7 protein-coding genes are annotated in these 7687 nt (G+C 68.9%); 6 read left to right on the top strand and 1 reads right to left on the bottom strand.

From position 1 onward, the window contains the following. Window positions 1–132: 132 nt before the first annotated feature. Window positions 133–1299 carry an FUSC family protein gene (locus ACHFFZ_RS04275; RefSeq protein ID WP_394275427.1) on the bottom strand — a complete coding sequence of 389 codons (1167 nt, stop codon included), beginning with the start codon at window positions 1297–1299 and terminating at the stop codon, window positions 133–135. Between the two features lie 115 nt (window positions 1300–1414). On the opposite strand from ACHFFZ_RS04275, the gene ACHFFZ_RS04270 reads away from it, so the two are divergent. From ACHFFZ_RS04270 to serA, 6 genes are read left to right on the top strand one after another with little or no spacing between them, the layout of a single operon-like run. After that, a complete protein-coding gene (locus tag ACHFFZ_RS04270) occupies window positions 1415–2932 on the top strand; it encodes an ABC transporter substrate-binding protein (protein WP_394275426.1) in 1518 nt (505 codons plus the stop codon). Between the two features lie 3 nt (window positions 2933–2935). Continuing rightward, window positions 2936–3898, top strand: coding sequence for an ABC transporter permease (locus ACHFFZ_RS04265; RefSeq protein WP_394275425.1), 963 nt, complete (start codon window positions 2936–2938; stop codon window positions 3896–3898). Further along, window positions 3895–4734 carry an ABC transporter permease gene (locus tag ACHFFZ_RS04260; protein WP_394275424.1) on the top strand — a complete coding sequence of 280 codons (840 nt, stop codon included), beginning with the start codon at window positions 3895–3897 and terminating at the stop codon, window positions 4732–4734. Before ACHFFZ_RS04265 ends, ACHFFZ_RS04260 begins: the two co-directional genes overlap by 4 nt. Window positions 4735–4770: 36 nt before the next feature. Then, on the top strand, window positions 4771–5601 hold the full coding sequence (locus ACHFFZ_RS04255) for an ABC transporter ATP-binding protein (protein WP_394275423.1): 831 nt from the start codon (window positions 4771–4773) through the stop codon (window positions 5599–5601). Next, window positions 5598–6416 (top strand): ABC transporter ATP-binding protein, encoded by an 819-nt coding sequence (locus tag ACHFFZ_RS04250; protein WP_394275422.1) that lies wholly within the window; start codon window positions 5598–5600, stop codon window positions 6414–6416. Before ACHFFZ_RS04255 ends, ACHFFZ_RS04250 begins: the two co-directional genes overlap by 4 nt. A 43-nt stretch (window positions 6417–6459) precedes the next feature. Then, window positions 6460–7647 carry a phosphoglycerate dehydrogenase gene (gene serA, locus ACHFFZ_RS04245; protein ID WP_394275421.1) on the top strand — a complete coding sequence of 396 codons (1188 nt, stop codon included), beginning with the start codon at window positions 6460–6462 and terminating at the stop codon, window positions 7645–7647. The last annotated feature ends 40 nt before the right edge of the window (window positions 7648–7687 follow it).

Here is a 7687-nt window from a genome sequence, read left to right as displayed (position 1 = left end):
ACCTCCTGTGACCTCTGGGTTATGAGCCCAGCGAGCTACCGAGCTGCTCCACCCCGCGTCGGTGAACACAACATTACACACACACTGACGAAAGACAAAATCGGGCCGTGCGGGCGCCATCTGCCAACCACGTCAGTCCATCTCGGGCACGAGGGAACGGGCCTCGGCATAGCTCATCCCGGTGAGTTCCAGCAGGTCGACCAGCATCGAGCGGGCCTGCGCCAGCACGACGATGCCCGACATCGAGCCCTGCACGCCCATCTGGGCGGTGGCACGGGCCACCAGTTCGATGCGCCCCCGAGCCCTCGACGGCAGGCGGCGGGCCGCCAGCTCCTGGGCGCAGAAGTCGGTGACGTCGGCCAGCTCGTCGAGCACCCTCAGGTAGGGCTCGGGCACCTTCTCGCCCCGCCAGGTGGCAATCGTCGCCCGCCGGGCCAGCACCCTGAGGTTGCGCAGCAGCCGGTCGAGCGGGGCGACGATCTCGGCGATCGCCTGGACGTGGTCGCGCTCGGAACGCAGCAGGGGCGAGTAGCGGGCCACCGCGACACCCTCGTTGGCGGCCTCGACGAGCTGGGTCAGCTCCCGCTCCGTGTCGCGGGCATGGCGCAGGGTCACCGAGGCGGCCTCGGCGTCACCGCTGGCCAGGGCCTGGCGCGCCTCCCGAAGGGTCCGCGAGACCTGTTGCAGGACGGCGGCGGCCTTGCGGCGCGGCTTCTGCACCGGGCTCGTCGGCGCCACCAGTGCGAAGAGCAGCGCGAGGCAGCACCCCAGCAGCGCGTCGGCCCACCGGCTGAAGCCCTCGTCCGGGGCGGGCATCAGTGTCATCACGGTGGCTGCCTGGATGCCGGCCTGGTTGATCATCAGCGGCTTGGCGTTGAACCAGGTGGCCACGCTCATCGCCACGAAGCAGACCAGCATGATCTGCCAGGGGCCGGTGCCGACGAGCATCACGAACAGGTCTCCGGTCATCACCCCGATGAAGACGCCACAGGCCACCTCCACCACGCGGGAGACGCGTTGGCCGAAGCTGAAGCCGAGGCAGATGATCGCGGCCACCGAGGCGAAGAAGGGCATGGTGTGCCCCAGCAGGTGCTGGCCGAGGAACCATGCGGTGCCGGCGGCAACCGAGATCTGCAGGATCATGAACAGCCGGGAACGCCAGCGCTCGACACGCCGGTGCTGCTCGTCCCTCGCCAGCCCGACGGCATGTTCCGACAGGTCGAAGGCCCGCAGGGCGACCTCGCCCACCAGGCGCGTCGGCCTCGTGGCCCGCGCTGAGGGGAACTGGCCTTCGGCCATCAGGGACTCCTTCGTGGGATGTGGCGTCGTCGGGGCCGGCGGCTGCCCCGTTGTAGAGTCTTACCAGCCTGGGCGGCCGGCCCGGGCACTCCGTCACATCTGCAGGAGAACACGCATGGCATCCTTGGGCAAGGGCGCACTCGCAACCGCGACGCTGGTGGCACTGGTCAGTGGTTGTTCCTCGACGGGGCCCGACCCCCAGCAGCAGGAGCAGGCGCGCAGCCTCGTGATCGGCGCCACGGCCCAGCCGGAGTCCATGGATCCCACCACCCAGAGCGGCGCCGCGATTCCCCAGGCCCTGCTCTACAACGTCTACGAGACGCTGGTGAAGATCGACGGCACCGGCGAGCTGAAGCCGCTGCTGGCGCAGAAGTGGACGGTCTCGCCCGACCGCCTCACCTACACCTTCGACCTGCAGCCCAAGGCCCACTTCTCCGACGGCGACAAGGTCGACGCGAAGGCCGTGGTGGCCAACATCCAGCGGATCCGCACCGACAAGCGAGTGGTCGGGACACTGAAGCAGGAGATGTCCGGCGTGGTCAGCGCCACCGCCACCGATGCCGACACCGTGACGGTCAAGCTGAAGACCCCCTCTCAGTCCTGGCTCTACGCGATGGCCTCGCGCGCCGGCATCATCGCCGACCCCGACTCCTTCGCCACCCTGTCGAGCAAGCCCGTCGGCTCGGGCCCCTTCGCCTTCGGCGCCTGGAAGCGGGGCGAGTCGGTGCGCCTGGACCGCAACAAGTCCTACTGGGGCACCCCGACCCACTTCGAGACGGCGACCTTCCGCTACTTCGCCGACGCCAACTCGATGAACTCCGCGATGCTGTCCGGCGACCTGGACATCATCAGTGACCTGACCGCGCCGGAGGCGGTGGACCAGTTCTCCGACACCTCGCGCTACACCGTCACCGAGGGCACCAGCAATGGCGAGGTGGTGCTCGGGATGAACCAGGGCAAGGGTGGCAATCCCGCGCTGAAGAAGCGCGAGGTGCGCCAGGCGATCCGCCACGCCATCGACCGCAAGGCCCTGCTCGAGACGGTCTGGGCCGGCAAGGGCACGATGATCGGCTCCATGGTGCCGCCCACCGACCCCTGGTACGAGGACCTCTCGAAGGACTACGCCCATGACCCGACCAAGGCCAGGGCCCTGCTGAAGCAGGCAGGAGAGTCCAACCTGACGCTGCGGCTGCGCGTGCCCACGCTGCCCTACGGTCCCGGCTCGGCACAGTTCATCTCCAGCCAGCTCAAGGCCGTCGGCATCACCGCCAAGGTCGAGGAGCTCGACTGGGCCCGCTGGCTCAAGGAGGTGCACGACGACGGCAACTACGACATGACGATCGTCAACCACGTCGAGCCGCGGGACATCGACAAGTTCGCCGATCCCACCTACTACTGGCACTACGACAACCCGGACTTCCAGAAGCTCATCGCCCAGGCCGACAAGGCCGACAACGAGCAGTCGGTCGCGCTGATGAAGCAGGCCGCCAAGACGCTCAGCGACGACGCGGCCGCCGACTTCCTGTGGCTCTTCCCACACATCGTGGTGACCAAGGCCGACATCAGTGGTGTGCCGGCCAATGCCACCAGTGAGAGCTTCGACCTGACCACCGTGGCCTCCCGCGACGCCTGATCCGTGAACCGCGGCACACGCATCGCCAGCAGGCTCGGGGCCTTCGCCCTGAGCCTGCTGGTCGCCTCACTGGTGATCTTCTGCCTGGTCAACCTGCTCCCGGGAGACGTCGCCACCACCATCCTGGGCGACCAGGCCGACCCGGCCTCGCTGGAGGCGCTGCGCGTCGAGCTCGGGCTCGACCGTCCCTGGCCGGTGCGCTACCTGGAGTGGCTGGGCGGCATGGTCACCGGTGACTTCGGCACCAGCGCCCGCACCGGTGAGGGCGTGCTGCACATGATGGCCCCCAAACTGGCGGTGACGCTGTGGCTGGTCGGCCTGGGCATGGTCGTCTCGCTGCTGGTCGCCGTTCCCGTCGGCATGGTCGCCGCGACCCGTCGGCGCCACTGGAGCGGCAGCCTCATCTCGGTGCTCAGCCAGCTCGGCATGGCCGTGCCCGCCTTCCTGGCCGGCATCATCCTGGTGGTCGTCTTCGCCGTGCGGCTGCGCTGGCTGCCCGCCAACGGCTACGTCCCCCTGACCAGCGATCCCGTCGAGTGGGCCCGACGGATGGTGCTGCCGGTGCTCTCGCTGGCGCTGGTGCAGGCCTCGGTGCTCACCCGCTACGTGCGCAGCGCCTTCGTCGAGGTGCTCGGCGAGGACTGGTTCCGCACCGCCCGTTCCGTGGGTTGGACCCGCCGGGCGGCCATGGTGCGCCATGGGCTGCGCAATGCCGCACTCAGCGTGGTCACCGTGCTCGGCCTGCAGCTGTCCACCCTGCTGGTGGGCGCCATCGTGGTGGAGAGCGTCTTCGCCCTGCCCGGTCTGGGACGCATGCTGCTGGACGCGGTCAACCAGCGCGAACTGGTGCTGGTGCAGGCCATCGTGATGCTGCTGGTGGCCGCAGTGCTGGTGATCAATGCCTTGGTGGACCTGTCCTACCTGGCCATCGACCCGCGCCTTCGCCGCACCCGGGGGGGGTCATGACCGGCGCCCGCCCCGGCAGGGGCAGCCGCACACAGCTGTGGACCGGCGGCGTGATCGTCGCCGTGGTGGTGCTCACCGCCCTGGTCTCACTGGTGTGGACCCCGCACGACCCGACCCTGGTGGATCCGGCCCACCGGCTGCGTCCGCCCGGTTGGCCCTACCTGCTGGGCACCGACTCGATGGGGATCGACATCGCCAGTCGCCTGATGGCCGGTGCGCGCATCTGCTTGCTGGTGGGTGTCGTGTCGGTCTCCCTGTCAGCCCTGGTGGGAGTGCCGCTGGGCATGCTCGCCGGCATGCGGCAGGGATGGCTGGGTCGTCTCGTGGTGCACATCACCGACATCCTCTACGCCTTCCCGGCGCTGCTGCTGGCCATTCTGCTGGCCGCCGCAGTCGGGGGCTCGACGACCACCGGCATGGTGGCCATCGGCATCGCCACCATTCCCGTCTTCACCCGGATCAGCCGTGCCGCCTGCCTGCAGGTGATGGAACAGGACTATGTGCTGGCCGCCCGGGGCTGCGGCACCACCTGGACGGCCATCGCCGTGCGCCACGTCTGGCCCAACATCGCGCCGCTGGTTGGTGTGCAGGCCTCGGTGAGCTTCGCCATGGCCATCCTCGCCGAGGCGGCCCTGAGCTACCTGGGCCTGGCCACCGCCATCACCACGCCGTCCTGGGGCCGGATGCTCTACGAGGCGCAGAGCAAACAGCTGTTCAGCCATCCCGAGCAGGTTGTCTGGCCGGGCCTGGCGATCGCCCTGGCCGTGCTCGGCTTCAACCTGCTGGGCGACGGCCTGCGCGAACTGCTCGACCCGCGCCTGAGGGAGCTGTCATGAGCACGAGGGAGCTGTCATGAGCACGAGGGACCTGTCATGAGCCTGCTCGACGTGAGCGACCTGACGGTCACCTTCGGGCGACGCCGGGCGCCTGCAGTCCAAGGGGTCAGTTTCAGTCTGGACCCGGGTGAACGACTGGGCCTGATCGGGGAGTCGGGTTCCGGCAAGAGCGTCACGGCCCTGGCCCTGATGGGGCTGCTGCCCGACAATGCGCAGGTCTCCGGCAGCGTGGAACTGGCCGGGCACCAAGTGCAGGGGGCGTGCGATGCCGAGCTCTCGCGGCTGCGCGGTGACCTGGTCTCGATGGTCTTCCAGGAGCCCATGACTGCCCTGGACCCGACAATGGCCTGTGGCCGCCAGGTGGCCGAGGTGCTGCGCCTGCACCAGGACCTGCCACGCGGCAGCGCCCGCCAGAAGGTGGTGGACATGCTGCAGCGCGTCGGCCTGCCGCGCGAAGAACGGGTCGCGGATGCCTACCCCCACGAGCTGTCGGGCGGGCAGCGGCAGCGGGTGATGATCGCCATGGCCTTGGTCAACTCTCCCGAACTGGTGATCTGCGACGAGCCCACCACGGCCCTGGACGTGACGGTGCAGGCCAAGGTGCTCAGGGTGCTCGACGAACAGCTCGACCAGGCCGGGGCCGCCTGCCTGTTCATCTCCCATGACCTCGCGGTGGTGAGCCAGATCTGTGACCGGGTGATGGTGATGTGGCAGGGCCGAGTCGTGGAGCAGGGTCCCATCGATCAGGTGCTCGGCGATCCCCAGCACGGCTACACCCGCGGGCTGGTGGCCACCGCACGCCTGGACCAGGCCGTCCCCGGCAGCCGCCTGCCGGTCATCGAGGACTTCTGGCAGGAGAAGCCATGAGCGGACCATCGCAGCACCTGGTCGAGACCATCGCCCTGGACAAGGTCCACGGCCGTGGCCCCGACGCCGTCCACGCCGTCAAGTCGGTGAACCTGACCGTCGACTCCGGCGACCGACTGGGGATCGTGGGGGAGTCCGGCTCGGGCAAGTCGACGCTGATCAGGATGATCGCCTGCCTGCAGCGGCCCACCAGGGGGCAGGTGCGTTTTCGGGGACGCGAGGTCGCCGGGTTGCCGGAACGGGAACTGGCCGACCTGCGCGCGAGCGTCCAGATGGTCTTCCAGGACCCCCGCAGCTCGCTCAACCCGCGCATGCAGGTGGGGGAGATCATCACCGAGCCGTTGCGCAGTCCGCTGCTGCGCCAGCGAGGCGACGTGCCCGTGGAGCGGGGCGCCCGCCTGCGCGAGGTGATGGAACAGGTGGGTCTGCCGGCCGGCAGCGAGCGACGCTACCCGCATGAGTTCTCCGGGGGGCAGCGCCAGCGCATCGCAATCGCCCGCGCGCTGGCCCCCAAGCCAGAGGTGCTGATCGCCGACGAACCGGTCAGCGCCCTCGACGTCTCGGTGCGTGCCCACGTGCTGAACCTGTTGCACGAGTTGGTCGACGAGTACCGGCTGACCATGCTCTTCGTCTCCCACGACCTCACCGTGGTGCGCCACGTCTGCGACCGTGTGGTGGTGATGAAGTCCGGCGAGCTGGTGGAGCAGGGCCGCGTCGAGCAGGTCTACGACCATCCCCAGCAGCCCTACACCCGTGAGCTGCTGGCCGCAGTACCGCGTCTGGACCTGCAGCGGCGCACTCGTCCAAGCAGGTGAGACGCGCCTCCCGTTTCCTGCCCGGCCCCCTAGACTGCCGCGGGTGAAGGCACTCCTGCTCGAGAACATCCACAGCGAAGCGACCCGCATCCTCTGCGAGGCCGGCGTCGAGGTCGAGACGCGCTCCGGCGCCCTGGGTGAGGACGAGCTCATCGAGGCCCTGCAGGGCGTCGAGCTGCTCGGGATCCGCTCCACCACCCACCTCACCGAGAAGGTGATCAAGGCCTGCCCGCAGCTAATGGCGGTCGGATGCTTCTGCATCGGGACCAACCAGGTCGACCTTGCCGCAGCGTCGGCGGCCGGCATCCCGGTCTTCAACGCCCCTTACAGCAACACCCGGTCCGTGGTGGAGCTCGCGCTGGCCGAGATCATCACCCTGGCGCGACGCCTGGGCGAGAAGAACCAGATGATGCACGGCGGTGTCTGGAACAAGTCGGCCGAGGGCTCGCACGAGGTGCGGGGACGCACGCTGGGCATCGTCGGTTACGGCAACATCGGTGCCCAGCTCTCGGTGCTGGCCGAGAGCTTCGGCATGAGCGTCATCTTCTACGACCTGGTCGACAAGCTCGCCTTGGGCAATGCGCGGCGCTGTGACAGCCTGGAGGAGCTGCTGCGCGAGGCCGATGTCGTGAGCCTGCACGTCGACGGACGTGGCGCCAACAAGGACTTCTTCGGCGAGGAACAGTTCGCCCAGATGAAGGACCGCGCCATCTTCCTCAACCTCGCCCGTGGGCACGTCTACGACGTCGACGCACTGGTGCGCCACCTCGACAGCGGCCACCTGGCCGGTGCCGGCATCGATGTCTTTCCGTCGGAGCCCAAGAAGGCGGGCATGGCCTTCGAGTCGCCGCTGCGGGGACGCCCGAATGTGGTGCTCACCCCGCACGTCGGCGGCTCGACGAAGGAGGCGCAGGTGGACATCGGCCGCTTCGTCGCTGGCAAGATGCTCGACCACCTGACCACCGGCGGCACCCAGATGAGCGTCAACGTGCCGCAGATCGCCCCCGAGTCCTTCAAGGGCACCCGCGTACTGCACATGCACCACAACGTTCCCGGCGTGATGGCCCGCCTCAACCAGGTCTTCGCCCAGCACGACGGCAACATCACCTTCCAGACACTGGCCACACGCGGGCACCTGGGTTACGCCATCACCGATGTCAGCGGCAGCCATCCGAATCTGGAAGGGGAGCTGCGCGAGCTGGACGAGACGGTCTGGGTGCGCGTCATCTGACCCCCCCGAGCACATGGCGGCGGCCACTCCCCACGGGGAG

Origin of the sequence: Luteococcus sp. (assembly GCF_043424415.1) — a bacterium.
In the GTDB taxonomy this organism is placed as follows: domain Bacteria; phylum Actinomycetota; class Actinomycetes; order Propionibacteriales; family Propionibacteriaceae; genus Luteococcus.
This window is presented reverse-complemented; position numbering and strand designations above follow the sequence as displayed.